Below are 25,341 nucleotides of genomic sequence, written 5' to 3' on the forward strand. Positions count from 1 at the left end.
CTGGTTTTAATATTGAGGAGGGATACCTATGGAAAGGGTGATAGGGGATTTTTTGAAACTGGTTGTTGAGAACTGGTACTTTTCCCTTCCTGCAGCCCTCTTTCTGATGTTCGCCTCCAGGTACGTTGAACACGTTGCGTTTGCCGTGCTGGGATTTGTGATGGGAATCAACTTCGTGTTTCCTCTTCTATCAAAGATAGAGGTCTTGAACAATTATCTTTCCAATGAGAACGTACGAACGATCGTCATGGTGGCTGTTGGTGTTTTGACAGCGGTTGTGATATACGTTCTGTACAAGTACCTGGTTTTTCTAGCAGCTTTCGTTGTTGTTTCTTTTCTTGCCTATTATGTGATAAACTTCATGGTGAATTCTTTCAACATCCAGAATGTGCAGTATATGGACTGGATAGTGCTGGGCTTATCTGTTCTGATAGGCTTTCTTGCAGGAATCACGGCCTATAGAAAGGAAAAGGACTTTGCAAGAATGCTTTCGGTGATAGTAGGTTCCGCTGTTTTGGCAGCTCTGGTCCTTCAATATCTGGCAGGGCTATTCAACATGGAATTTCGCCCGGAAAGCTTTTTCGAGAACAAATCGATGGTGCTTTTCTATGTTTCACTTTTTCTTCTGTTTGTGTTCGTTGCCTCTTGGTACACGTTCAGGAAGAGACTGTCTTCAAAATCTGAATCGTAATGTTAAAATAGTATAGAAATCACATGAAAGGAGGTGTGCCCCTCTCAGGGGGATTGAAAATGGCGAAGAAGAAGATCCTTGTTGTCGATGACGATCCTGCAATTCTGGAACTGGTAGGATACAACCTGGCAAAGGAAGGTTATGACGTTCTGAAGGCGTACGATGGAGAAGAAGCGCTGAAGCTTGCCAACGAAGAAGACGTGGATATGTTCATAGTGGATATCATGCTTCCAGGAATGGATGGTTTCGAGCTGGTCAGAAAGATCAGATCCATGGAAAAATACAGAAACACCCCTGTCATCTTTCTGAGCGCAAAGGGTGAAGAGTTCGACAAGGTTCTTGGACTGGAACTTGGAGCCGATGATTACATAACGAAACCTTTCAGTGTGAGAGAACTCCTTGCGAGGGTGAAGGCTATATTCAGAAGACTGTCTGTTGCTGTGCAGAGCAAAGAAGAAAGACCAAAAAAGATCACAGCCAAAGACCTCGAGATCGATGTGGAGAAATACGAAGTGAAGGTAAGAGGAAAGAAAGTGAACCTCACGCCTTTGGAATTCGAGCTTTTGAGATTTCTGGCGGAAAACGAGGGAAAGGTTTTCAGCAGGGATGTACTTCTTGACAAACTGTGGGGATACGACTATTACGGTGACACAAGAACGGTTGATGTGCACATCAGAAGGTTGAGAACGAAAATAGAGGAAGATCCATCGAATCCGAAGTACATCATCACCGTTCGTGGAAAAGGTTACAAGTTCAGAGATCCAGGAAAGGAAGAGTGATCCATGGAATTGTTTTTGATCGTAGCAGGAATCGTGCTGTTCGCCCTGCTTGTTTTCTTCTTCAGAAAGAGATTATCTGAGTATAGGATATTCATAAAAAAAGTGGCGGATATGCTGGGGGAAAGGGATGTTCCCCCACTTTATCTTTTCGAACGTTTGAAAAAGTACATCGACAATTTGAAGGATAGAATCGCCCGTGTGGAAGTTAGCCGGGACAATTTTCTCACCATACTCGACAGTCTCAGTGAACCCATATTCATCCTCGACAGAGAGGGCAACATCACATTTTTGAACGAAGCCGCTCGCAGACTCGTTCAGGATAGGATCAATCCTGAGGGAAGGCGCTACTACGAAATATTCGAGGATTACTACATAAACGAAATGGTCGAAGAAACCATAAAAAGCCTGGAACCGCAGGAAGGAACACTGGTTACATACATAGAAAACGACAAGAAGTACTTTCACGTGAAGGTGATTCCAGTTGACCTGAGGAGCGGTGACAAGATCTTTGTCATTCTCTTCCATGATGTGACAAAGGAAAGGAAGCTGGATGAAATGAGGCGCGAATTCATCGCAACGGTCTCACATGAACTCAGAACGCCTCTCACTTCCATCCATGGATACGCAGAAACGCTGCTGGAAGACGACCTCGAAAACAAAGAACTCGTCAGAAGGTTTCTCAAAATCATAGAGGAAGAATCAGCGCGCATGACACACCTCATAAACGATCTGCTGGACCTTGAAAAGATGGAAGAAAGCTCTTTTGAGTTTGAGATGAAAGAGCTCGATCTATGTGAAGTGGTGGATTACGTATACAGGATAGTTCAGCCCATTGCGGAGGAAAACGAAGTAAAGCTTGAGATCGATTGCGAGGATGTTACTGTCAAAGGAAACAAAGAAAGACTCATCCAGATGCTCCTGAACCTTGTAGACAACGCTATCAAGTACACTTCTCTCAAAGAAAAAGGAGAAAAGAGAGTCTGGGTGAGAGCTTACGATACACCTGAATGGGCCGTTATAGAGGTGGAAGATACTGGTCCAGGTATCCCTAAAGAGGCGCAGAATAGAATCTTTGAGAAGTTCTTCAGGGTGGATAAAGCAAGATCGAGGAAGATGGGAGGTACCGGCCTTGGACTGACGATAGTGAAAACGATCGTCGACAGACACGGTGGAAAGATAGAAGTAGAAAGCGAAGTTGGACAGGGTACCCTCATGAGAGTGTATCTGCCCAAGGACAGGTGATAAACGTGAGGGCTTACGATGTTATTTTGAAGAAGAGAAACGGCGAAAAACTATCCAAAGAAGAAATAAAGTTCATGGTGGAAGGATTCGTGAAAGGAGAGATTCCAGATTATCAGATGGCAGCGTTTCTGATGGCGATCTTTTTTCGCCACCTAGATGAAGAAGAGACCTACTATCTCACCGAAGTTATGATGAGATCTGGAGAGATCCTGGATCTTTCAGAAATACCTGGAAAGAAGGTCGACAAACACTCGACGGGAGGAGTTGGTGATAAGACCACCCTTGTCGTTGCTCCACTCGTTGCCTCCTGTGGAGTTCCCATCGCAAAGATGTCCGGGCGTGCTCTTGGGCACACTGGAGGAACGATCGACAAACTGGAGTCCATACCGGGGTTCAGGACGGAACTTTCTATAAATGAGTTCGTTGAAAACGTGAAAAAATACGGTATAGCGATTGTTGGGCAGACAGGAAATCTTGTTCCTGCGGACAAAAAAATATACGCTCTGCGTGATTCCACGGCGACCGTTGATGAACTCTCACTGATTGCATCGAGTATAATGAGCAAAAAACTTGCGGCCGGAAGCGATGCGTTCGTTCTGGATGTGAAGTTTGGAACGGGTGCCTTCATAAAAGACATAGAAGAATCCAGAAAACTTGCCAGTTTGATGCTGGAAATAGCAAGGCGTCACGGTAGAAGAGCGGCCGCCGTCCTTTCGAACATGAACCAGCCACTGGGCCGTTTCATAGGAAACTCTTTGGAAGTGGTAGAGGCTATAGAAACCCTCAGAGGAAATGGCCCAGAAGATCTAGAGGAGCTTTCAATCACCCTTGGAGCTTTGATGCTCGAGCTTGCGGGAGTTTCTGAATTTGAAGATGGGAAGAAGATTTTGAAGAAAAAGATCGAAACGGGAGAAGCCCTCGAGAAGTTTCGCGTACTCGTAAAAGCACAGGGCGGAGACGAGAGAGTGGTTGACGATCCATGGAAGTTTTTGCCTGTTTCGAGGAGAGTAGAAGAGTTCAAGGCCGAAAAAGAAGGATACGTATCCTTCATAGACACCGAAAAAGTAGGAACGGCCTCCATGCTCTTGGGTGCCGGAAGAAAGAAAAAAGAGGATAGAATAGATCACAGTGTGGGAATAGTCGTTGAGAAAAAACTGGGAGACTTCGTGGAAAAGGGAGAAACTATCGCAAAACTTTATGTTTCAAAAAAGAGCGACCTACAAGGTGCTATGAAACTTCTGAAAGAAGCCTATGTGATATCTGATACCCCACCGGAGCCCTTCAGAGTGGTAGAAGAGGTGATCAAATGAAACAATTGATGTTCATTTTTCTTCTTCTTGCCTGTCTTTCCTTTGCCTCCTATGTGATCAGCGGAAAAGAGGCGTTTCCCATAAGAAGCGTCTTCAGGGATGGTGTCTACTACGTTTATGTGGAAGATCTTTCGCCGGTTGGTGTTGGTTACATACACGCAAATGGTTATCACTACGTTGTCTACGATGATCACGTGCTTTTTGTGAAAGAAAAAGAGATGGTACTGGATTTTGTGAAGAAACTTTCTCCGCCCCTTTTTCTAGAAGGAAAACTCTTTCTTCCGATCGATGCAGTAAAGGAGCTTATGGAAGACTTTCAAATTCATACAAAAGGAGAAAATGTTCTCATCTACAACTCCCTGCCTATTCTTCTTTCCGCCACAAAAGAAAAAGACAGGATAATCATCTCTTACACGGGTGTTCTCGTACTGGACATGGTGGAAGTCGAAAAGAGCATGGGCAGGGTTGTCTTGAAGATCTCTCCTGTGGTGGAAAACATCCCCATGGTCTCAGAGGGAATAGAGGTGAAGCCGGGGAAAAATGAGATCACCCTCACTGCCAGTGTGGGAAACTTCTATCCCGATGTGAAGTTGACTTTTGAGAAGAACCGCCTCGTTTGTCAACTGGCTCTGATCGAAGGGTTTTTCGGGAAGCTTGAGATAGCCGATGGTGTTGTGTTCGAACGTAAGATAGAGGAATTCGGAAAGGGAGAAAAAACGGTTGTGAACTACTTGATCATGGATCCAGAAAAGGTCGAGGTGAAACCCGTCATAGCCGAAAAGGGCTTTGGTTCGCTTGAAAAACTGGACGATATGGTGAAGAGGGTCGGTGGTGTGGCTGGTATAAACGGAAACTATTTTGATCCTGTGACGAAGTTTCCCATTGGCCTTGTCGTGATAGATGGGAAGCCTTATTCTACGATGTTTTCCGGAAGACCCATTTTTGCGATTACAGAAGAAGGAGACGTGTTCATAGGAAGGGTACTTGTGGATGTCACCCTGACGGTGAACGATGTACTCTTTCTCGTCAAGGGAATCAACACGCTCGGAGAGGGAGAAGTTCTGGTTTACACGAAGGAGTTCTCAGGTACTATTCCAAAAAAAGATGACAAGTTGTATTTCGTCGTGGAAGAAAACACGGTGAAATATCTTGGATACAAGGAAAAAGCAGAAGGTTCAGAGAGTGTGATAGCCGTCTCGAAGAAATACGAAACTTACCTTTCCAACCTGAAGATAGGAGACAGGGCTTATCTTTCGATTCAGCCGAATCTGCCGATTCGAATAAGACAGGCAGTGGAGGGAGGCCCTCTTCTGATACAAAATGGTGCTCCGATTCCCGATGCCCAGGAAGAAAAGGCAAGATACGGTGGTGGTATCGCCTATGCGAAGGCACCGAGGACGGTTGTTGCTACAAAAAATGGAAAGCTTTGGTTTATCGTCTTCGAAGGTTATAATCATATAACGAGAGGGTTGAACTACGATGAACTCGTTGATTTTCTTCTTTCCAGAGGGTTCGAAGATGCCATGTGTGTCGATGGGGGAAGTTCTTCAGTAATGGCGGTGGACGGAAACCTCTTTGGAAAGGCAGAAAATAGCACGGCAGCCATACCTGTGGGGATCGTTGTTTGGGAGAAAAAAAGCACGGAGGTGGGTGAGTGATGGGAGACATCCGGAATGTGCGCACAGCAGCTTTGATAGGTCACAACGGGTCTGGGAAGTCTTTGCTTCTTTCTCGCATTCTCCACAAGTTGAATATGATCGACAGGCCGGAAACGAAGTACGTGGACTACGATCCCGTTGAGGAGGAGAAAGGTGCGAGTTTTTCCTCACACGTGGCATCTTTTGAATGGAAGGGCAAGAGAATGTTTTTGATAGATACCCCGGGGTTTGCAGATTTCATCTCTGAAGTCATAAATGCGATCTTTGTTGCGGAAAACGTAGTGTCAGTGGTGAACGCTGTGGCGGGTGTGGAGATACAGACGGAAAGGACTTGGAACCTGGCCGAAGAGATGAAAAAACCCATTATGGTGTTTGTGAACCAAATGGACAAGGAAAGGGCAAACTTTGACAACGTCGTTGCGGAGTTGAAAGAAAGATTCTCAAGGAAAATACTGCCCCTTGTTGTTCCAATCGGTGCAGCGGAGAATTTTGAAGGTGTTGTTGACCTTCTGAAGAAGAAGGCTTACAGATACAACGGAGAAGAGCCGATGGAAGAAGATATGCCATCTGAGTTCAATGAGTTGCGATCGGAGATCCTCGAAGACATAGTGGAGCAGGACGAAGAGCTCATGATGAGATACCTCGATGGAGAAGAAATAGGATACGACGAACTCGTGAAAGTCCTCAGAGAAAGCTACAGAAAAGGTGAACTGGTACCTGTGATAGCAGGTTCTGCTCTGAACGGAATCGGCGTTGATGTGCTTTTGGACTATCTGGAAAACATAGGTGTCTCCCCGGCAGAGGCGAGCCCCTACAGGGCAACGATGGAAGACGGTAAAGAAGTGGAGATACCTTTTTCTGAAGAAGAACCCTTCTGTGCCTACATCTTCAAATCTGTTGTTGACCAGTTCGTCGGAAGAATAACCTTTGCAAAAGTCATAGCGGGCACTCTGAAGAGTGGAGATACCATCGTCAACGTTCAGAAAGACACCTCGGAAAAAGTTGGACACATTTATCTTCCCGTTCTCAAGCAGCAAAGAGAAGTCGAATCTATTGGACCGGGCGAAATTGTGGTACTTCTGAAACTCAAAGAGGGTGCTGTTGGAGAAACACTTGCCCACAAGGATAGAAGGGTGAAGATAATCGCTCCTTCTTTCCCGGAGCCCATGTTCTCTCGTTCTGTCCATCCAAAGTCCAAGTCGGACATCGACAAAATCAGTGGAGGACTGTCCAGACTCTCCGATTCCGATCCCACTTTTGTGTGGGAGTACGATCCGGAGACTGGTGAAACGGTGATCTCTGGTCTTGGTGCAATGCACCTTGACGTTATGGTGGAAAGACTGAAGAAAATCTTCGGAGTCGATGTCGAAATTGGAAGGCCGAAGATCGCATACAGAGAAACAATCACCGCAACAGCCATTGCAGAGCACAAACACAAAAAACAAACTGGTGGTCATGGTCAGTACGGACACGTGAAGATACAACTGGAACCTCTGCCAAGGGGTCAGGGATACGAATTCGTTGACAAGATCGTTGGAGGTGTGATCCCCAGAAACTTCATTCCTTCCGTCGATAAAGGTATCAGAGAAGCGATGAAAAAGGGTGTCCTTGCAGGCTATCCTGTCACGGACGTCAGGGTCATCCTCTTCGATGGTTCCTATCACGAAGTGGACTCCTCCGATATTTCGTTCCAGATAGCAGCGATACAGGCCTTCAAGAAAGGAATGGAAGCGGCAAAGCCTGTGATATTGGAGCCAATCATGGAGGTGGAGGTCTTCGTCCCCGAAGAGAACGCAGGAGACGTGATGGGTGAGATCTCCAGCAGAAGAGGAAGGCCTCTTGGTATGGAACCTTCCGGCAAGGGCATGGTGAAGGTGAAAGCGGAAGTTCCCCTTGCAGAGATGCTTGACTTTTCCAACAAACTTTCTTCCATCACCAGTGGAAGAGGTTACTTCACCATGAGATTCCAGAGGTACGAGATAGTGCCTCCGAACATTCAGGAGAGGATCATCGAAGAGAGAAGAAGAGAGATGCAGGAACAGGAGAAATGATATGAACCTCAAAAACCTGATAATATACGAAGCCTTCGCAAGGGCTTATCCGGGTGAAAAAGGGAAAAAGTTTCTCTCTCTTGAAAAAGATCTGGAAAGACTGAAAGGGATGGGCATCAACACGGTGTGGTTGATGCCCATTCATCCTACCGGTGTGAAAGAAAGAAAAGGAACCCTTGGCTCTCCGTATGCTATTCGAGACTACTACGAGATAGATCCTTTAATCGGAACAAAAGAAGATTTCAAAAATTTTGTGAAGAGAGCGCACGAACTGAACATGTACGTTCTGATGGACATGGTGTTGAACCATGCTGCCGTCGATAACGTCTTAGTGAAGAAACATCCCGAGTGGTTTCTCAGAGACGAGAGCGGAAACTTCGCAAGAAAGGTTCCTGACTGGTCAGATATCGTCGATTTTGACTATTCGAACGGAGAGTTGAGGGAGTACATGATCAGCATGATGAAGTACTGGGTCGAGGAGTTCGACGTGGATGGCTTTCGATGTGATGTGGCAGGCCTTGTTCCTCTGGATTTCTGGATTCAGGCAAGAAAAAGTCTTGATCCTGTGAAAAGACTCATATGGATATCTGAAACTCATGACCCATACATGTACCAGGCGTTTGACATCACTTACGACTACGACGGTTATTACAGGTTCAGGGATTTCATAGAAGGGAAAAACAGTTTAAGGGAGTACATCGATTTTTTGAGGATGCAGGATCACATTTATCCAAGAGGATACATAAAGATGAGGTTTCTGGAAAACCACGATCAACCCAGAGTAGCGAAGTTCATCTCTCAAGAATCACTGATGCACTGGATCGCTTTTCTCTTCACAGTGAAGGGAGTACCTCTTGTTCATAACGGACAGGAATACGGTCTCAAGGAAGATCTTGACATATTCAACGAGTACACGCTTCCCATCCCAGGAGAAGAAAACAAAATATTTTCCCTACACAGAAAACTTGCCCACTACAGGCTCAAAACGAACGTGTTTTCAGACGGGGAGATGATCTTCATAAGAAACGATCAGCCGGAGAGGGTGATATCCTATCTCTGGAGGTACAAAAACAGGTTTATTCTCTGTGTCTTGAATCCTCTTTTGGAGAACACATCCGTTACTCTGGATTTTTCCGGCATATGGGAAAGCGTCTGTATTCACTCCAAGAATGTGTTCAACGATGATATTGTGAGAGTGAGCGTGAAAAATTCCAGAGCGAGGATAGAAGTTGGAAGAGAACCTCTGATACTTTCTTTCGTGCTCTACTGAGAGCAGGTGGTAGAATGAACATAGGTGTGGTGAGTTTGCGAGTCAGACTCTTCGGTGTGAGGTCCTTGAAAGAAAAAAGAGGCATACTGAAAAGACTCATGAACGACCTGAGAAAAAAGTACAACATATCCGTTTCCGAAGTTGGGGCACACGATTCGAAGAACTTCTTCGAGATAGGAATCGCCATGGTGAACACAGACAAGGCATTCATAGAGAGGGTGTTTGACGCCATCATAGATTATCTGGAACTCTATCCCGGTATGGAGGTAGAGGAAACAGAGAGAGAGGTGTGGTAGAAAATGACACTGGTCATAGATGAACTGGAAGCGATCCTGAACAGAATCCTTTCAAAAAAAAGGATCGTTCATGTAAAGTCTGTGGTGGATTTTTCGAAAAGACTGGGAGAGATATACAACGTGGATCTGAACAGACTGGAACTTGCCGCTTTGTCACATGATATGTTCAGAGACGTGCCACCCCGAAAACTCTTGAAGATGTCCAGGGCTTACGGTTTGGAAATATCGGATCTGGAAAAGGCTCACCCTGTTTTGCTCCATGGAAAGGTAGCGGCAGAGTTTTTGAAAAGACGCTTCGGCGTGGACGACGAAGAGATACTCATGGCCGTTGCTTATCATACTTCAGGACATGTTGGTTTCAGGGAAATAGGAAAGATCCTCTTCATAGCCGACTCTTTGGAGTTCACACGAGACTTCCCAGGGGTTGATGCTCTAAGGAAGATAGCGTTTCGAAACTTGGAGGAGGGATTCTTCCAGGTTTTGAAGAATAAGATCTTCTACGCGGTTGGGAGAGATCTTTTGCTCATACCTGAGACGGTAGAGCTCTGGAACAGCATTCTCATGAGCAGAGGAGGTCATGTGGATGAAGAGGTCGAGTAAGATACTACTCATCGTTGTCTTTGTGGTGGTAGCTGTTGTCGCCGTTGGATTTCTCTATTACAGATCTTTCCATTCTTCTCCAGATTACAGAGCTGAAGAAATACACTATCTTTTCAGAGTTGAAGACGAAAGCTATTTTGTGAGAATAGATGACGCCAAAAGGATGGTCTACGTCGTTTCCTTCCCAAAGGAGTCCTACGATCCAGAAAGAAAAGAGTCGCTCTTTTCTGAAAGACCTCTGAGCGATCTCGAAAAGATAGAAAACCTGCTGAAAGTAAAGGCGGAAAGGGTCTTCTACTCGGTGATGTCGAAAGAGGAGTTTTTGAAACTCTCTCAGAATCTTTTTGGAAGACAGGTTGAAAGTTTCGCGGATTTTGTCAAAGAACTTTCGAAGAGAAAGGTGAAATTCTTCGATTTTCTGTTTGTGGGAAGTTGGGTGAAGAATTTTGGATTCAACAACCTGAACAGGTTTTCCCTGTACAAGTTCCTGGAAAAGGTATCGAGTTATGCGATCGACATCTTCGAGGCACCGACAATAACGAAAGCGCCTGTCATCGTAAAGGTTCAGGGAAAAGAGTATCAGAGGTTGTACCTTGACCCTGAGAAACTGGAAGTTATCACCGAGGAGATGAAAAGGTGAGGATAGACCCTCTCGGAGGGGAATCTCTGAAAAACCAGGAGGTCAAAGGGAAAAAATCCAAGAGAACTTCCAGAACCGGAGAGGTAGAGAAAAAGGAATTTTTCGATATAATGAAAGACATCAGTGTTGAGCAATTTGAAAAACTCCTCGAAGAAGCCGTCGAGGAAGTGATCGAGTCCGGGAATGAACTTGTGAGGTCTCCCACTCCCTCTAACCTGAAAAGGTATAAAAACGCCATAAGGGAATTTCTGAAACTTGTTGAGAAAAAGCTCTACAAACTGTCCGGTAGTTTCGATATGACAAGTGGAAAGGCAAAACTACACGTTGTAGTGGAGGAAGTGAACGAAAAACTGATGAACCTCACCGAAAAGATTATGAAGAACGAGTGGCAGACGATAAATCTGGCTGCCAGGATAGAAGAGATCAACGGACTCATACTAAATCTTTATCGCTGAATCTCAAGTGAAAGGTCCACAAAGACTTCACTCAAAGTCAGGCGGCTTGTTGAGATCACATCCACTGTTTCCATATCGTAATCCGATACGTTCTCTTCTGTGATTCCTCCGGACACCTCCACCACGACGTTTGGGTTCATTTCTTTGATCTTCTTCGATACCTTCTTTACCATCTCCGGCGACATGTTGTCCAGCATGACGATATCTGCTCCCATCTCAACGGCCTTCAAGGCGTCTTCCATGTTTTCAACCTCGATTTCGATCTTTTTGGTGAAGGAAGAGATTTTTTTTACTTCCTGGATCGCTTTTTCCACACTTCCGTAGAGTTTCAGATGGTTGTCCTTTATCATGACGCAGTCTCCCAGATTGAACCTGTGGGTGTCTCCTCCTCCGTGCATCACGGCAAGTTTCTGAAAAAGAGAAAAACCAGGAATCGTCTTCCTCGTGGCGGCTATCTTTGCGTGTTTGAGTTTTCTGGCAAACCTTCTTGTAACGGTGGCTGTTGAAATCATCAGTGACAATGTGTTGAGGAGAGTTCTTTCGATCAAAAGCAGGTTGTACGTGTTGCCTTCTATTTCACCTATTTCACCCTTTTTGGGTATGAACTCACCATCCTTCACGTAGAAGATAGATTTCAGATGGTACTTTTCCAGAAATCTCTGGGCAAGTTCTATTCCGGAAGCGACCACGTTTTCTGTTTTCAGAAAAACGGCCGCTTTGGATATCGTGTTTCGAAGGGGAAAAGAAGCAATATCCAGATTTCCCTCGTCTTCCTTCACATGTGATGAAAGGATCTCCAGGAGCTTTTCCACATTATCACCCCATGATTTCAAACATTTTGAGGATGGGTCTTCTGGCTTTTTCGATGATGTCTTCAGGAAGAGTGACTTCGAAACTTTCTGTCTCAAGTGCCAAAAGTGTGTTTTCCAAAGTGTTTTTCTTCATGTTCACACAAATGGCGCTTTCCAGTGGAACAAAGTTTCTGTCTGGGAATTTCTTTTTCAGTTTATGGATCATACCAATTTCTGTTCCTATCACAAAGGTCTTTGCAGGGTCTTTCTCTGGTATCCTTTCCATCTGGCCGGTGCTTCCGACGTAATCGGCTTTGTCCCTGACCGGTTTTGGGCACTCTGGATGAACCACTACCCTGGCATCTGGATATTTTTTCTTTGCAACATCAACGGAACTTTCGCTGAACTGATGAACGGGGCAGTGACCATCTTCGGGCATGGCAACGATTTTCTTCCCTGTCTTCTCGGCCACGTACTCTGCCAGGTTTCTGTCCGGACCAAAGAGAATCACGTCCGATTCGATTCTTTTCACAACTTCTACCGCGTTTGCGGAGGTGCATATGACGTCCGCAAGAGTCTTGCACTCGGCTGTGCTGTTCACGTAAAGGACAACAGGAGCATCTGGAAACCTTTTTTTGTACTCCTTGATCATCTCTGGTGTCAGGCGATTTGCCATAGGGCAGGTTGCACTTCTGTCGGGGACTATGACCTTCTTTTCGGGATTCAGTATCTTGACCAGTTCTGCCATGAAATCCACACCGAGGAAAAGAATCTTTTTTTCTTCCAGATCCATGGCCTTCCTTGCAAGTTGCAGTGAGTCTCCAACAAAATCTGCTATATCTTGAAGTTCTGGAATTTGGTAGTTGTGAGCAAGTATCACATAGCCTTTTTCTTTCTTCAGTTTCAGGATTTTGTCTACCACTTTCGTCCCTCCTCATCCAAAGACAATTTTGGAGTTCAGACTTTCGATGGTTTTCAAAATGGAATAAACCGTTACCATACTTGTTTTGGGATTTTCTGGAGATGGCAGGTTTTCTATTTTGAATTCATATTTTCCAACATCGGAAATAACACTTATGATGTGTACGTTGTTTGAGAGAGAAGAATCGGCTCTTATGATCACCTTTACCTTTTCAAAGCCAGCGATGAGGCCAACAGTTGAAGCGATGTTTATGTTTCTGGGAAAAAGCTTTGCAGCCTCTTCCACACTTCCCTCGAAGACGGTCGTTTCTCCTTCAATGTTTATCCCAAGACTTCTCGGGTGTTTTCTCGTCTCGATGAACACTTGCTGTACGTTTTTTCTTATCGCTGCCAGCAAATCAAGTCCACCGATCGCGCCGGAAGGAAAAAACACCCTTGCGGGTGAAACCTTAAGTTCTTCGAAAAACGACTCTCTGAAAGCTCTGTCGGCAAAAGCGCTGGTGCTGATGATCAGATAGTTCACGGGGCTTTTTAGTATCTGAAAGGAGTACTCTTTAACCGCTTCTGGGGAAGCACATTCGATCACTGTATCCACATCCTCCGGAATGTGGAACTCCTCAAGCCAGTAAATATCTGGAATGTTATCTTTTTGGAATTTGTCGAAGGCATAAACTTTCTCAAAGTGAGTCATCTTCAAAATTTGTTTCCCGATGTTGCCAACTCCTATGATGAGAACTCTCATTGTTCTCACCCCCAACTAATTTTACACCTGCTGTAAACAACTGACAAGAGATGTTGTGTAGATGTTAGTTAAAAATTGATTGTTCTACTAAAATTATGTTTTATTCATAAAAACTAGGTAAGTTCCATTTATTCACAAAGTGGGATGTGTTTGTATTTGGCACTGGATGTGTGATATAGAGTATGCAATTACCGGTAACGGAAAATTTCATGCGCCTTTGTGGTACCGGAAGCTATGCAATAAAAAAGGAATAATGAGCGAAAAAGAAAAACAACTACTCAGAAATAACTTGAACATGAACTTATGATTTGACGACAAATAAAGAAGCGACATACTTATCCTTTAACACTTTAAGGTAGACCTTTTTACGAGAATTTGTGAAAACAAGAACTAGTTGATTTTCCCCTGAAACACCCCAAAATGGCCCGACCTAGGTTAGGGTAATTTATCTTTTGTTTTTGCCATGGTTTAGGCTTTTCATTGACTATGCAATTATTCCATTTTTCCAAACAGTACTTGACTGACCCTTTCTGTGTGTTAGAATCACCTATGATGAAACACCCTCTCTATCTTCTTATATACTCTTGCTTTCTGATATGTTCTGTGGTATAATTTCTTTGAAATCCAACGGGTTTCAATACTTCCTTAGAGGTATGGAAACAGCACACGATTGAACTCTTCGAGAATCAGTTCTGCAAGGTTTCAATACTTCCTTAGAGGTATGGAAACACTAGTGACGACTTGGTCATTGGTCTTATTGAGACAGGTTTCAATACTTCCTTAGAGGTATGGAAACGGAGGTGATACAATGAGTAACATGCTATGGGGAGGTGGTTTCAATACTTCCTTAGAGGTATGGAAACTTACACCACCTCCTATCAAAATCCACTTCCAGTCAAGTTTCAATACTTCCTTAGAGGTATGGAAACCTTTTTTTATACCACTATCTTGCCACGTTGTCAAGTTTCAATACTTCCTTAGAGGTATGGAAACTCCCCCTCCTCTCTCCAGCCTACTTCGTTCCAGCCGGTTTCAATACTTCCTTAGAGGTATGGAAACTAGGTGCGATTGAAGAAATCCCGCAACCGACCACGTTTCAATACTTCCTTAGAGGTATGGAAACTTTGTTATCTCGAACGTTATTCTGACAACTCCGTCATGTTTCAATACTTCCTTAGAGGTATGGAAACAATTCTATAACCCGTGGAAATTTCTGCAAAACAAGTGTTTCAATACTTCCTTAGAGGTATGGAAACGTTTTTCCTATTTCTTGAAATAATTTTTTCCACTCCGTTTCAATACTTCCTTAGAGGTATGGAAACCCGTGGTCATTGGTGGTGGAACATCCACGGTCACGAGTTTCAATACTTCCTTAGAGGTATGGAAACTCCATGAATCTGATTCGGTTTTCGTGAGTAATGAACCCCGTTTCAATACTTCCTTAGAGGTATGGAAACACAACTATATCTATTTCCTCCACTTTTAGACTCGTAGTTTCAATACTTCCTTAGAGGTATGGAAACCTATCTGCTCGGTCAGGATCGGAAGCAGCGTGTCGTGTTTCAATACTTCCTTAGAGGTATGGAAACACAATCTCTCCCTCTTCAGTGATAAAATCCTTTTCCAGTTTCAATACTTCCTTAGAGGTATGGAAACTATATTTGTGCGTGGGATTGTGCGAGTGAATGAAAGTTTCAATACTTCCTTAGAGGTATGGAAACTATCTGAACGATGCTACAAATTCAGCAACTGTTTCAAGTTTCAATACTTCCTTAGAGGTATGGAAACTGTTCCACCCCTTGAAGACAAGAGAAACATGATCCATTTCCGTTTCAATACTTCCTTAGAGGTATGGAAACATTGAGGGAGCTACGTGAAAAGGTGGGTTTGTCTGGTTTCAATACTTCCTTAGAGGTATGGAAACTTCAAGTTTGCCGTTGTGGCTCCTTCTAATGTTCGAGGTTTCAATACTTCCTTAGAGGTATGGAAACCGTATTCTGTAAAGCTCTTTTCAAGGCTTTTTATTCGTTTCAATACTTCCTTAGAGGTATGGAAACGCATACAGACGCTCGCCTATTTTCTTCACAGTCACCTTGTTTCAATACTTCCTTAGAGGTATGGAAACGTGTGGTGCAGAACATCGGGCTTGGACAAACCAAGAGTTTCAATACTTCCTTAGAGGTATGGAAACAAGCTGGACGGTGAAAAAGAAGGCGGTGAGTAAGTAGTTTCAATACTTCCTTAGAGGTATGGAAACGCGTTGTTCTTGCATCGCTTGTAATGGGGAGCGTGAGTTTCAATACTTCCTTAGAGGTATGGAAACTAGTCCTTGAGGATACGAGTCTAAAAGTGGAGGAAAGTTTCAATACTTCCTTAGAGGTATGGAAACCTTGGAACGAATACTTCGTTGTTTTTTTCGTCAACTCGTTTCAATACTTCCTTAGAGGTATGGAAACACGTCCTTCACAAACGTGGTGTGAGACTGTTCCCGCCCGTTTCAATACTTCCTTAGAGGTATGGAAACGTCTCCGGGGGAGCGAGATGCTCGCAAATGCACAAGGTTTCAATACTTCCTTAGAGGTATGGAACCCCCCAGCCCGTTTCCAAAGCGGCTTGGGCAAGCATAGTTTCAATACTTCCTTAGAGGTATGGAAACTTTCTGATCCCTCCTCCACAACGTCCCGGTACCTGGTTTCAATACTTCCTTAGAGGTATGGAAACACTGCAAGGAAAAATTGTATATCTTTCTGTAAGAACGTTTCAATACTTCCTTAGAGGTATGGAAACATCTCCTCTCTGTCTTCACCGTCGTGAATTTTCTTGTTTCAATACTTCCTTAGAGGTATGGAAACCGTCTACACCTGAGGAGCCTGTACGAGTTCTAAGAATGTTTCAATACTTCCTTAGAGGTATGGAAACTTGGCTATGAGGTGTACAATGTCAGCTTGGCGGCGGGTTTCAATACTTCCTTAGAGGTATGGAAACTCTACAAGGGCGTTGAACAGTCTTCTCGACATGATACTCCCGTTTCAATACTTCCTTAGAGGTATGGAAACCCCATGAATTCATAAACATGGATTCGTCCAGTTGCTGGTTTCAATACTTCCTTAGAGGTATGGAAACGAGACAGAAGAGACTTCCGAGACTGAATAAACTCCTGTTTCAATACTTCCTTAGAGGTATGGAAACAGAATCTTTCCTTTCCTCGTTTCAATCTCTTCTCGGTAAGAACTCCCAGTAATTTTTCAAGCCAGGATGTTTCTTTTTTTTATTTGACAAATATATGCAAAATGTATATAATTTCTTTGAGGTGAAAACCATGAGAAAAGTGTGCTGGTGTTGGTGGTGTGGTTATTAATGCTCCCTCCCTATTGCAAAAAGATAAAAAACAGGCTTGGGAGGGAGATTGGAATGGAATCCAAGAACACTCCGGTGATTGGAAAAGATGTCCTTGGACGAGAAGTGCGTGATCTTTCTAAAATTCCCTGGTGGGGTGTAGATAGAAAAGCAATAGAGTGGTATCCAGTCATCGACTACGACAAATGCACATCGTGTGGCATTTGCTTTGTAACTTGTGGAAGGCGAGTATTTGACTTTGACAGAAAAGAAGGGAAAGTGATGGTAGCATGTCCTTACAATTGCATGGTTGCATGTCAGACATGTATGAATCTTTGTCCAACAGAAGCAATAAGTTTTCCTGATGTTTCTTACATAAAGAAATTGGTCGCACAGAATAAAATCGTAAAAAAGCTTTTGAAATTATAAAACCCCTGCTCTCTGATGAACATCTATCAACAAAAGAAACGGAAACTAATCCTGAACCATGGAGGAGGTGAAGCGATGATCATTGTTATTCCCGTTTCCGAAAACAAGGGAAAAGACTCTCCCATCTCGGAACACTTCGGAAGAGCCCCCTATTTTGCGTTCATGAAAGTGGAAGATGGTAAAATACTGGATATCTTTGTTGAAGAAAACCCCTTCGCGCAGGATCATGTTGCCGGTGCTGTTCCGAATTTTGTGAGGCAAAAAGGAGCAGACCTTGTCATAGCAAGAGGAATTGGAAAGAAAGCAGTTTCTGTTTTTGAATCCTCCGGTGTAAAAGTAATAAGAGGAGCTTCAAGAACAGTGGAGGAAGTAGTGAGAAAATACCTGAGTGGAGAGTAGAAGGATTCAGATTACAAAGGTCATCATCATTGAAATCAAAGAGGGGCCAAAGCCCCTCTTTTTCACTCTAGATCTTTCAGTATTGCTTCCAGTCTTTTGATGCGTTCTATGTTGCTTTCCAGCCTCTCTTTTGTCTCTTCGACCACTTCTTCGGGGGCTTTTTCCAGGAAGTCCTTGTTGGAAAGTTTCTTTTCGAGGCGATCGATCTCTTTCTTGATTTTTTCCATATTCTGTTTCAATCTCTCTTTTTCTTTTTCGAAATCAATCAGGCCACCAAGATTGACGTACACTTCCACGTTTTCCTCAACGTATGCGGTTGCTGTTTTTTGAGGCTTTTCATTCACAATGGTTATCTCTTCTATGTTTCCGAGACTCTTGAGGAGAAGATCCATTTCATTCGTGATTTCAAGTCCTTTTACGAAAATTTTCACTCTCTGAGACTGGGGAAGGTTCATCTCCGCCCTCACGTTTCTGACACCACGAATCATGTTCATGAGCCTTGTGAATTCTTTCTCCGCTGTTTCATCGATGTGTTCTTCTTCCACTTCGGGCCATTTTGCTATCGTTATCGATTCACCATCAACGGGGAGTTTTTGCCAGAGTTCTTCTGTGAGAAACGGCATGAACGGGTGAAGGAGTCTCAGAGAGGTATCGAGTGTTTTCACCAGAATCGTTTGAACAAGGTGCCTTTCCCCTGTTTTGAGTCTTGGTTTTGATGCTTCTATGTACCAGTCACAGAACTCATCCCAGAAGAAGTTGTATACGGCTCTTGCCGCTATGTTGAAGTCGTAATTCTCCAGGGCACTGGTCACCTCTTTGACCGTTTTGTTGAGTCTTGCGAGTATCCACTTGTCCACTGTCTTGAGGTTTTCAAGTGGAACTTCTCTGTAATCTTCAAGGTTCATCAAGACGAATCTTGTGGCATTCCATATCTTGTTTGCAAACTTCTTGTAGGCGTCAAAGTACCTTGGATCGAGTTTTATGTCCCTTCCCTGAGCGGCAAGAATGGCAAGGGTGAACCTCATGGGATCTGCTCCATACTCATCTATCACTTCAAGAGGATCGATACCGTTTCCAAGGGACTTGCTCATCTTTCTTCCATATTTGTCTCTGACCAGTTGGTGAATGTACACGTGACTGAACGGTTTTTCGTTCATGAACTCGTACCCCATCATGATCATTCTTGCGACCCAGAAGAAGATGATGTCAAATCCTGTGACGAGAAGATCCGTTGGATAGTATCTATTGAGATCTTCCGTTTCCTCGGGCCAGCCAAGCGTTGAAAAGGGCCAGAGAGCAGAAGAAAACCACGTGTCGAGTACGTCTTCGTCCTGTTTCAGATTGGTGGAACCACATTTTTCGCACTTTTCTACATCCTCTTCGGAAACGTTGATGTGTCCACAGTCCTGGCAGTACCATACAGGAATCCTGTGGCCCCACCACAACTGTCTGGATATACACCAGTCTCTGATCTCGTACATCCAGTTGAGGTAAACCTTCGTCCATCTTTCCGGGAAGAATTTGATTTCTCCCTTTTCAACGGCTTCGATGCCTCTCTTCGCCAGAGGTTTTGTGGCGACGAACCACTGGTCTGACAGCTTCGGCTCTATCACGGTATCACACCTGTAACAGTGGCCAACGGAATGCGTGTAGTCTTCTATTTTCACAAGAAAGCCCTGCTCTTCAAGATCTTTCACGATCTTTTCTCTTGCTTCGTATCTGTCGAGCCCTCTGTACTTTCCACCGGTTTCGTTTATTCGTGCGTTGTCGTCGAAGATTTCCACCATCGGAAGATCGTGCCTCTGTGCAATGAGGTAGTCGTTCGGGTCGTGAGCCGGTGTTACCTTCACTGCTCCCGTTCCAAACTTTGGGTCAACGTATTTGTCCGCAACAACCGGGATCTCCCTTCCAACGAGTGGAAGAATGAGAGTTTTGCCAACAAAATCCTTGTACCTTTCATCCTCTGGATGAACGGCCACCGCGGTGTCTCCAAGCATCGTTTCAGGCCTTGTGGTTGCAACGACTATGTATTCATCAGAGTCTTTGACGGGGTATTTCACATAGTAGAGTTTGGACTGGTGCTCTTTGTGCTCTACCTCTTCGTCTGAGAGCACGGTTTTGCATCTTGGACACCAGTTCACAATGTATTTTCCTCTGTATATCAAACCTTTTTTGTAGAGTTCAACGAAGACCTTCCTGACGGCTCTGCTGAGCCCCTCGTCGAGGGTGAAGCGCTCTCTTGTCCAGTCCACCGATGCTCCAAGAGCCTTTATCTGTTCTCTGATTTCTTTTCTGTACTTGTTCGCCCATTCCCAGGTGATCTCGAGGAACTTTTCTCTTCCTATCTCCTCTCTTGTTTTTCCCTGCGTTTGAAGAAGGAACTTCTCCACGGCGTTCTGTGTGGCAATTCCGGCGTGGTCTTCACCCGGAACCCACAGAACGTCGTATCCTTTCATCCTCTTGTACCTTACCACTATATCCTGAAGCGTTATGTTAAGAGCGTGTCCCATGTGGATTCTTCCTGTGATGTTCGGTGGTGGTATCACGATGGAGAACTTTTCACCGACACCTTTGGGAGTGAAGTAACCCTTTTCCTCCCAGTACCTGTACCATTTGGTTTCTATCTCGGCTGGATTGTATCTGGTCGAAAGTTCTGCCACTCTCAGCACCTCCCTCTCTTGAGATATTTTATCAGAACCTGAGAAGAGCCCCCACAAGACCGCAACCGAATATGATCACAAGCGGATGAACCTTCATGAAGGAGCACAGAAAGGCAATCACACCGAAGATGATCATGATGGGACTTCTGATACTCCCCATGAGAGAAAAGAGCGTAACGATCATGAGGGCGGTGGTGACACCTTCAAGTGCCTTCATCAATCTCTTTCTTTGAAACTTCAAGTACTTTCCAAGAAGAATAGCGAAAGAGAGCACCAGGATCGGTGCTCCAAGGAAAGCGAGCGTGTTCAAGACGGCTCCGGCAAGTCCGAAGAACTTGTATCCTGTGTAGGTTGCCAGGTTTATGGCCACAGGTCCCGGTGTCATCTGAGCGATCGAGACGGCCTGAGAAAATTCTTCAAGAGTGAGAAATCCTCGAGAGACAAGTTCTTCCTTCAAAACACCAACGATTGTCCAACCACCACCGAAAGAGAGAAATCCTACCTTAAGAAAAACAAACGCAAGATACCACAAGATTCACTCCTCCTTCAGATAGAGTAAAAAGGCAAGCAAAACGATCACCGGTATGACAAGTGATTCCCAAAAAATCAGAAAAAGAGCAGAAAGCGTCACAAGAGAGAGTCTGTACAGATTCCAGCGCTGATTCCTCACAAGTCTGAAAAGAACACTTCCCACAAGTCCGACGATGGCAACGTATGCTCCTCTCAAAAAACTTTGAACATAACTGACTTCTGAGAAAGACTGTATGATCTCTGCTACAGCGACGATGGCAAAAAACGGTGGTAGAAAAACGGCCACTCCGGATGCGATCGCACCGGGCAGTCCCGAAAGTCTTTTCCCAACCAGAACGGCCGTGTTGAAGGCTATGGGACCTGGTATCACCTGTGCTGTGCTGACTATCCGGAAAAATTCCTTCTCCGTCAAAAGACCAGATTTTTCCAGTTCCCATTTCATCACGGGGATCATCGCGTATCCTCCACCTATTGTCAGGGCAGATATTCTGAGGAACAGAAAGAAAAGCCTCACAACCAAATCACCCACCTCCAGATTCGATTCTAGTTCAACACAAATTTCCTTCGGGTTAAATTTGTATATGATTTAATAGAATCAAAAGAGTCGGGAGGGGATGGATTTGGTACTCGTGGTGGACTACGGGTCACAGTACTCTCGATTGATAACAAGAAGAATCAGAGAAAACGAGGTTTACTCCGAGGTGGTCTTTCCAGACGATCCTGTGGACCTTTCCAGGGTGGACGCGGTGATCTTCTCGGGCGGTCCAAAGAGTGTCTATGAGGAAGGCGCTCCAGGACTTCCAGAGTGGTTTCACGAGTACAGAGGACCTGTGCTTGCCATCTGCTATGGAATGCAGCTAGTTGTGAAAGAGTTCGGTGGAGAGGTGAGGAGAGGAAGAGGAGAATATGGAAGAACCCTCGTGGAACTCTCGGAAGATCCTCTTTTTGAGGGAATCCCAAACAGAATCCATGTGTGGATGAGTCACGGTGACGAGGTGGTGAAACTCCCGGAGGGGTTCCATCCGATCGCTCTGTCTGAGACCGGGGTAATCGCTGCTGCCACAGATGGAAAGAGGTTCTGGCTTCTTCAGTTTCACCCGGAGGTTCATCACACAGAGCACGGTGATCGGATGATTTCAAATTTTCTTTTCAAAGTGTGTAAACTCCAGAAAAACTGGAAGATAGGAGACCTTGTCGAAGAGAAGATAAGACAGATAAGAGAAACCGTGGACGGCAAAAAAGCGATTCTTGCCCTGTCGGGAGGTGTTGATTCCTCCGTTGCTGCCGTTCTCACACACAGGGCAATCGGAAAGAACCTCGTGTGTGTCTTTGTGGACCATGGCCTTTTGAGGAAGAACGAAAGGGAAGAAGTTGAGAAGGTGTTCAAGGAACACTTCGATATGAACCTTGTTGTTGTGGACGCAAGAAGGCGTTTTTTGGAAAAACTCAAAGGAGTGACTGATCCGGAGAGAAAAAGAAAGATCATCGGAGAGGAGTTCATAAGGGTTTTCGAGGAGGAGGCAAAGAAACACGACGTGGAGTTCCTCGTTCAGGGAACGATCTACTCGGACGTGATAGAAAGTGCAGCATCCGGTAAGACAACGGCAAAGATAAAGAGTCATCACAACGTTGGGGGACTTCCAGAAAAGATGAACCTGAAACTCGTGGAACCGCTGAGGGACCTCTTCAAAGATGAAGTGAGAAAGGTGGGTAAATACCTTGGCATTCCAGACAGGATCATAAACAGACATCCTTTCCCAGGTCCGGGTCTTGCTGTGAGGGTGCTGGGAGAAGTGACAGAAGAGAAACTTGAGATACTCAGAGAGGCGGATTACATATTCATAGAGACTCTCAGAAAGCACGATTACTACGACAAAGTGTGGCAGGCGTTCGCTGTTCTTTTGCCGATAAAGAGTGTGGGAGTGAAAGGAGACGCAAGATCGTACGAGTACGTGATCGCACTTCGAGCCGTAAACAGTGTTGAGGGAATGACGGCGGATTGGTCAAGGATCCCGCATGATATACTGGATGAGGCGGCACGAAGAATCACACGGGAAGTGAAGGGTGTAGGAAGGGTCGTCTACGACATCACTTCTAAACCACCTGCAACCATAGAGTGGGAGTGAGAGTTTGGAGGAACTTCTGAAAGAACTGGAAAAGATAAGAAAAGAAGCAAAACCTCTCGTTGAAGAAAGGTTCGAGGAGTTCAAAAAACTTGGAAGAGAAGGAACGGAAGAGGATCTGTTCTGCGAACTGTCCTTCTGTGTCCTCACAGCGAACTGGAGCGCAGAAGGTGGTATAAGAGCTCAGAAAAAAATCGGGGATGGCTTTGTTCACCTTTCTCTTGAGGAGCTCGCAGAGAAATTGAAAGAGGCGGGACACAGATATCCTCAAAAGAGAGCAGAATTCATCGTGGCAAACAGATGGTTGATAGGAAAATTGAAGGATCTGGTGAACGGAGATCCCTTTCTCTCAAGGGAATTTCTTGTCAAGAACGCAAAAGGAATAGGTTGGAAAGAGGCGAGTCACTTTCTCAGAAACGCGGGGGTGGAAGATCTTGCCATCCTGGACAAGCATGTCTTGAGACTGATGAAAAAGCACGGTTTGATCCAAGAGATTCCAAAGGGCTGGACCAGAAACAAATATCTCTACGTTGAGAGTATTCTGAGAAGGGTGGCAGAAAGGTTTGGTGAGCCTCTTGGAAAGTTCGATCTCTACCTCTGGTATCTTGTGAAGGGAAGGGTGGATAAATAGGGGGTGAAGAGGTGAAAAAGTACGTGTGGATAGTTGTTTTCATTGCTTTGGGAATCTACTTTCTCACCGGTGTGTATCAAGTGGGACCGTCCGAAGTTGCCCTTCTCAAGACGTTCGGTAAATTCACGTCTGTTGTTCCTTCGGGAATTCACTATCGACTTCCGTATCCATTCCAGTCACACGTGACAGTCGATGTCACAACGGTGAGGAAGATAGAGATCGGCTTCAGAAGTGTTCAAAGAGGTGACAGGATATCTTATGAACCGATTCCAGAAGAGTCCATCATGATCACCGGTGACAACAACCTCGTGAGTGTCGAAGCGGTGGTGCAGTACAGGGTGAAAGATCCAGTGGCATTCGCCTTCAACATCACGGAAGCAGATTCGATCGTGAGGTTCACAACAGAATCTGTTCTTCGAGAAAAGGTAGCCATGCGAAGCATCGATGATGTCCTCACCACCGGAAGAGATGAGATAGGTTTTGAAACGGCTCAGATGCTTCAGCAGATTCTCGATTCTTACAACTGCGGTGTGAAGGTGGAAAACGTTTATCTTCAAGAAGTGGTCCCTCCAGATCCAGTGGTGGATGCCTTCGACGATGTGAACAACGCAAGACAGGACAAGGAGCGTCTCATAAATGAAGCAAGAAAGTACGCCAACGACATCGTACCGAAAGCCCAGGGACAGGCACAGGAAATTTTAAGACAGGCAGAAGCCTATGCTCAGGAGGTCTATCTGAAAGCGCTCGGAGAAGCAAAGAGGTTTGAAGAGATACTGCAGGAATACTCAAAGGCACCGGACATCACAAAAAAGAGGATGCTTCTTGATGCCCTCCAGTCCATACTCGAAAAGACTGGAAACAAGGTTATCTTTGTGGGAAGTGGTGAGACCCTGAATGTTCTGAATCTTTCTGATCTGTTGAAGGAGATGGGAAAATGAAGGTTTGGGTGTGGGCTCTGGTGATCATATTTGTGATAGCGGGTGCTATCCTTCTGTTTTCTTCGTTCTACGTTCTGGATCAGACTCAGCAGGCAGTTGTTTTGAGGTTTGGAAAGATCGTTTCGGTTGAGACAGAGCCAGGGCTTCACTTCAAACAGCCGTTTGTGGACAACGTGGCGAGGTTCGACAAAAGGATCCTTCTCTACGACATCGAACCGGAAAAGATCATAGCCACCGACAAGAAAACCCTCGTTATAGACACCTACGTTCTCTGGAGGATAAAGGATCCGGAGACGTTCATAAAATCTCTGAAAAGTGTAAAACTTGCCCTTCCCAGAATAGATGATGTCGTTTATTCTCATGTGAGAAACATCTTCGCAAAAGTAAACTTCGATGAAATCATCTCGGAAAAAAGAGAGGACCTTCTGAAAGAGGTCACGGAACTTTCGAGAGAAGATCTGAAAGACTTCGGGATAGAAGTGGTCGATGTGAGAGTGAAACACGCTGACCTTCCCGCAGAAAACGAAAAGGCGGTTTACGACAGGATGAAGGCTGAAAGATACAGTATAGCAGCTCAGATCAGAGCAGAGGGTGAAAAGGAGGCAAGAAAGATAAGGGCAGAAGCTGATAAAACCGCAAAGATCTTGCTTGCTGAGGCGCAGAGTAAAGCAGAACAGATAAAGGGAACAGGAGAGGCAAGTGCTGTGAAGATTTACGCGGAGGTTTTCTCAAAAGACAAAGACTTCTACGAGTTCTGGAGAACGATGGAAGTTTACAGATCTGTCGAAGGTGGAGTTCTCATCGTTGGTGATGAACTGGACGCTTTGAAATACTTGAAATCCCAATGA

At 44.8% G+C, this 25,341-nt stretch carries 23 protein-coding genes and 1 CRISPR repeat array; of the genes, 17 read left to right on the forward strand and 6 right to left on the reverse strand.

Annotation, left to right across the window (positions count from 1 at the left end):
- Positions 1-28 precede the first annotated feature (28 nt).
- From AS006_RS02475 to AS006_RS02525, 11 genes are read left to right on the forward strand one after another with little or no spacing between them, the layout of a single operon-like run.
- Positions 29-691 (forward strand): hypothetical protein, encoded by a 663-nt coding sequence (locus AS006_RS02475; RefSeq protein WP_101512800.1) that lies wholly within the window; start codon positions 29-31, stop codon positions 689-691.
- A gap of 59 nt (positions 692-750) precedes the next feature.
- Positions 751-1,470 carry a response regulator transcription factor gene (locus AS006_RS02480; RefSeq protein WP_101512801.1) on the forward strand — a complete coding sequence of 240 codons (720 nt, stop codon included), beginning with the start codon at positions 751-753 and terminating at the stop codon, positions 1,468-1,470.
- A 3-nt stretch (positions 1,471-1,473) separates the two neighbouring features.
- Positions 1,474-2,712 carry a cell wall metabolism sensor histidine kinase WalK gene (locus AS006_RS02485; RefSeq protein ID WP_101512802.1) on the forward strand — a complete coding sequence of 413 codons (1,239 nt, stop codon included), beginning with the start codon at positions 1,474-1,476 and terminating at the stop codon, positions 2,710-2,712.
- A gap of 5 nt (positions 2,713-2,717) precedes the next feature.
- Positions 2,718-4,022, forward strand: a complete 1,305-nt coding sequence (locus AS006_RS02490) for a pyrimidine-nucleoside phosphorylase (RefSeq protein WP_101512803.1) — start codon at positions 2,718-2,720, stop codon at positions 4,020-4,022.
- A complete protein-coding gene (locus tag AS006_RS02495; protein WP_101512804.1) occupies positions 4,019-5,680 on the forward strand; it encodes a phosphodiester glycosidase family protein in 1,662 nt (553 codons plus the stop codon). Before AS006_RS02490 ends, AS006_RS02495 begins: the two co-directional genes overlap by 4 nt.
- A complete protein-coding gene (gene fusA / locus AS006_RS02500; protein WP_101512875.1) occupies positions 5,680-7,731 on the forward strand; it encodes an elongation factor G in 2,052 nt (683 codons plus the stop codon). The genes AS006_RS02495 and fusA overlap by 1 nt, the downstream gene beginning before the upstream one ends.
- Before the next feature lies 1 nt (position 7,732).
- Positions 7,733-9,001: an alpha-amylase family glycosyl hydrolase gene (locus tag AS006_RS02505; RefSeq protein ID WP_101512805.1), complete on the forward strand. Its 1,269-nt coding sequence runs from the start codon at positions 7,733-7,735 to the stop codon at positions 8,999-9,001.
- A 14-nt stretch (positions 9,002-9,015) separates the two neighbouring features.
- Positions 9,016-9,297 (forward strand): DUF503 domain-containing protein, encoded by a 282-nt coding sequence (locus AS006_RS02510; RefSeq protein WP_101512806.1) that lies wholly within the window; start codon positions 9,016-9,018, stop codon positions 9,295-9,297.
- A 3-nt stretch (positions 9,298-9,300) separates the two neighbouring features.
- Positions 9,301-9,897, forward strand: coding sequence for a bis(5'-nucleosyl)-tetraphosphatase (symmetrical) YqeK (gene yqeK / locus AS006_RS02515; RefSeq protein WP_101512807.1), 597 nt, complete (start codon positions 9,301-9,303; stop codon positions 9,895-9,897).
- On the forward strand, positions 9,881-10,537 hold the full coding sequence (locus AS006_RS02520; protein WP_101512808.1) for a hypothetical protein: 657 nt from the start codon (positions 9,881-9,883) through the stop codon (positions 10,535-10,537). The genes yqeK and AS006_RS02520 overlap by 17 nt, the downstream gene beginning before the upstream one ends.
- Entirely contained in the window at positions 10,534-10,992 is a 459-nt protein-coding gene (locus tag AS006_RS02525) for a YaaR family protein (RefSeq protein ID WP_101512809.1), read from the forward strand. Before AS006_RS02520 ends, AS006_RS02525 begins: the two co-directional genes overlap by 4 nt.
- Here AS006_RS02525 and nadC read toward each other — a convergent pair.
- From nadC to nadX, 3 genes are read right to left on the reverse strand one after another with little or no spacing between them, the layout of a single operon-like run.
- Positions 10,983-11,804: a carboxylating nicotinate-nucleotide diphosphorylase gene (gene nadC, locus AS006_RS02530; RefSeq protein WP_101512810.1), complete on the reverse strand. Its 822-nt coding sequence runs from the start codon at positions 11,802-11,804 to the stop codon at positions 10,983-10,985. The genes AS006_RS02525 and nadC overlap by 10 nt on opposite strands.
- Positions 11,805-11,808: 4 nt before the next feature.
- A complete protein-coding gene (nadA, locus tag AS006_RS02535) occupies positions 11,809-12,705 on the reverse strand; it encodes a quinolinate synthase NadA (RefSeq protein ID WP_101512811.1) in 897 nt (298 codons plus the stop codon).
- A gap of 12 nt (positions 12,706-12,717) precedes the next feature.
- Positions 12,718-13,446 carry an aspartate dehydrogenase gene (gene nadX / locus AS006_RS02540; protein ID WP_101512812.1) on the reverse strand — a complete coding sequence of 243 codons (729 nt, stop codon included), beginning with the start codon at positions 13,444-13,446 and terminating at the stop codon, positions 12,718-12,720.
- A 630-nt stretch (positions 13,447-14,076) separates the two neighbouring features.
- Positions 14,077-16,635: direct repeats of the CRISPR family, unit length 30 nt; unit sequence GTTTCAATACTTCCTTAGAGGTATGGAAAC.
- Positions 16,636-16,857: 222 nt separating this feature from the next.
- On the opposite strand from nadX, the gene AS006_RS02550 reads away from it, so the two are divergent.
- Both AS006_RS02550 and AS006_RS02555 read left to right on the forward strand, forming a co-directional pair.
- On the forward strand, positions 16,858-17,211 hold the full coding sequence (locus AS006_RS02550) for a ferredoxin family protein (RefSeq protein ID WP_233185606.1): 354 nt from the start codon (positions 16,858-16,860) through the stop codon (positions 17,209-17,211).
- Between the two features lie 75 nt (positions 17,212-17,286).
- Positions 17,287-17,610, forward strand: coding sequence for a NifB/NifX family molybdenum-iron cluster-binding protein (locus tag AS006_RS02555; protein ID WP_101512813.1), 324 nt, complete (start codon positions 17,287-17,289; stop codon positions 17,608-17,610).
- A 62-nt stretch (positions 17,611-17,672) separates the two neighbouring features.
- Here the strand turns inward: AS006_RS02555 and AS006_RS02560 are convergent, their stop codons facing one another.
- From AS006_RS02560 to AS006_RS02570, 3 genes are read right to left on the reverse strand one after another with little or no spacing between them, the layout of a single operon-like run.
- The gene (locus tag AS006_RS02560; RefSeq protein WP_101512814.1) at positions 17,673-20,270 is read right to left on the reverse strand and encodes a valine--tRNA ligase; all 2,598 of its coding nucleotides are present in this window, start codon (positions 20,268-20,270) and stop codon (positions 17,673-17,675) included.
- A 31-nt stretch (positions 20,271-20,301) separates the two neighbouring features.
- Positions 20,302-20,802 (reverse strand): chromate transporter, encoded by a 501-nt coding sequence (locus AS006_RS02565; RefSeq protein ID WP_101512815.1) that lies wholly within the window; start codon positions 20,800-20,802, stop codon positions 20,302-20,304.
- Positions 20,803-20,805: 3 nt separating this feature from the next.
- Complete coding sequence (locus AS006_RS02570) at positions 20,806-21,321, reverse strand: chromate transporter (protein WP_101512816.1); 516 nt, start codon at positions 21,319-21,321, stop codon at positions 20,806-20,808.
- Between the two features lie 100 nt (positions 21,322-21,421).
- On the opposite strand from AS006_RS02570, the gene guaA reads away from it, so the two are divergent.
- Genes guaA through hflC form a run of 4 tightly spaced genes read left to right on the forward strand, consistent with a single transcriptional unit; the run spans position 21,422 to position 25,341 of the window.
- Complete coding sequence (gene guaA, locus AS006_RS02575) at positions 21,422-22,927, forward strand: glutamine-hydrolyzing GMP synthase (protein WP_101512817.1); 1,506 nt, start codon at positions 21,422-21,424, stop codon at positions 22,925-22,927.
- A gap of 4 nt (positions 22,928-22,931) precedes the next feature.
- Complete coding sequence (locus AS006_RS02580; protein WP_101512818.1) at positions 22,932-23,555, forward strand: N-glycosylase/DNA lyase; 624 nt, start codon at positions 22,932-22,934, stop codon at positions 23,553-23,555.
- Positions 23,556-23,566: 11 nt separating this feature from the next.
- Entirely contained in the window at positions 23,567-24,493 is a 927-nt protein-coding gene (gene hflK / locus AS006_RS02585) for an FtsH protease activity modulator HflK (RefSeq protein WP_101512819.1), read from the forward strand.
- A complete protein-coding gene (gene hflC / locus AS006_RS02590; RefSeq protein ID WP_101512820.1) occupies positions 24,490-25,341 on the forward strand; it encodes a protease modulator HflC in 852 nt (283 codons plus the stop codon). The genes hflK and hflC overlap by 4 nt, the downstream gene beginning before the upstream one ends.

The organism is Thermotoga sp. SG1, assembly GCF_002865985.1.
Lineage (GTDB): Bacteria > Thermotogota > Thermotogae > Thermotogales > Thermotogaceae > Thermotoga.

Excerpts from the sequence above, each read along its gene's own strand:
- AS006_RS02475 (WP_101512800.1), top strand. The coding sequence starts at position 29 with ATGGAAAGGGTGATAGGGGATTTTTTGAAACTGGTTGTTGAGAACTGG.
- AS006_RS02480 (WP_101512801.1), top strand. The coding sequence starts at position 751 with ATGGCGAAGAAGAAGATCCTTGTTGTCGATGACGATCCTGCAATTCTG.
- AS006_RS02485 (WP_101512802.1), top strand. The coding sequence starts at position 1,474 with ATGGAATTGTTTTTGATCGTAGCAGGAATCGTGCTGTTCGCCCTGCTT.
- AS006_RS02495 (WP_101512804.1), top strand. The coding sequence starts at position 4,019 with ATGAAACAATTGATGTTCATTTTTCTTCTTCTTGCCTGTCTTTCCTTT.
- fusA (WP_101512875.1), top strand. The coding sequence starts at position 5,680 with ATGGGAGACATCCGGAATGTGCGCACAGCAGCTTTGATAGGTCACAAC.
- AS006_RS02505 (WP_101512805.1), top strand. The coding sequence starts at position 7,733 with ATGAACCTCAAAAACCTGATAATATACGAAGCCTTCGCAAGGGCTTAT.
- AS006_RS02510 (WP_101512806.1), top strand. The coding sequence starts at position 9,016 with ATGAACATAGGTGTGGTGAGTTTGCGAGTCAGACTCTTCGGTGTGAGG.
- yqeK (WP_101512807.1), top strand. The coding sequence starts at position 9,301 with ATGACACTGGTCATAGATGAACTGGAAGCGATCCTGAACAGAATCCTT.
- AS006_RS02520 (WP_101512808.1), top strand. The coding sequence starts at position 9,881 with ATGAAGAGGTCGAGTAAGATACTACTCATCGTTGTCTTTGTGGTGGTA.
- nadX (WP_101512812.1), bottom strand. The coding sequence starts at position 13,446 with ATGAGAGTTCTCATCATAGGAGTTGGCAACATCGGGAAACAAATTTTG.
- AS006_RS02550 (WP_233185606.1), top strand. The coding sequence starts at position 16,858 with ATGGAATCCAAGAACACTCCGGTGATTGGAAAAGATGTCCTTGGACGA.
- AS006_RS02555 (WP_101512813.1), top strand. The coding sequence starts at position 17,287 with ATGATCATTGTTATTCCCGTTTCCGAAAACAAGGGAAAAGACTCTCCC.
- hflC (WP_101512820.1), top strand. The coding sequence starts at position 24,490 with ATGAAGGTTTGGGTGTGGGCTCTGGTGATCATATTTGTGATAGCGGGT.